The 301-nt window shown below is 38.9% G+C and carries 1 protein-coding gene; it reads left to right on the top strand.

The window, feature by feature from the left end; translation table 11 throughout:
• Window positions 1–301: hypothetical protein (locus ACODS2_RS23135; protein ID WP_489000832.1), on the top strand; the 301-nt coding region annotated here is incomplete at both ends.

Genomic DNA, 301 nt, shown 5'->3' on the forward strand with positions numbered 1-301 from the left:
GTAATATTATTATCTTATCTGGTGATAAACCAGTTGAGGTAGGTCAACAAAGCAGTCATGTTACTTTAACCCATAATTTCTCTTCTAAAAAAGAAGAGGGTATTTATACTCATGAGCCTGAAGATTATAAGACTACTTATATCCCAGCAGCTACTACAGAGAAAGCTGGTGTAATGACCGCCCAAGATAAAGTTAATCTGGATGAGACATTACCCAATGCTATTGCTCAAGAGGTTCAGGACCGTAAAGATGCTATCGAAGCTTTGGACGGTAAATCAGAAGCCGCTCTTGCTCAAGAAGT

The organism is Novosphingobium sp. FG137, assembly GCF_057809735.1.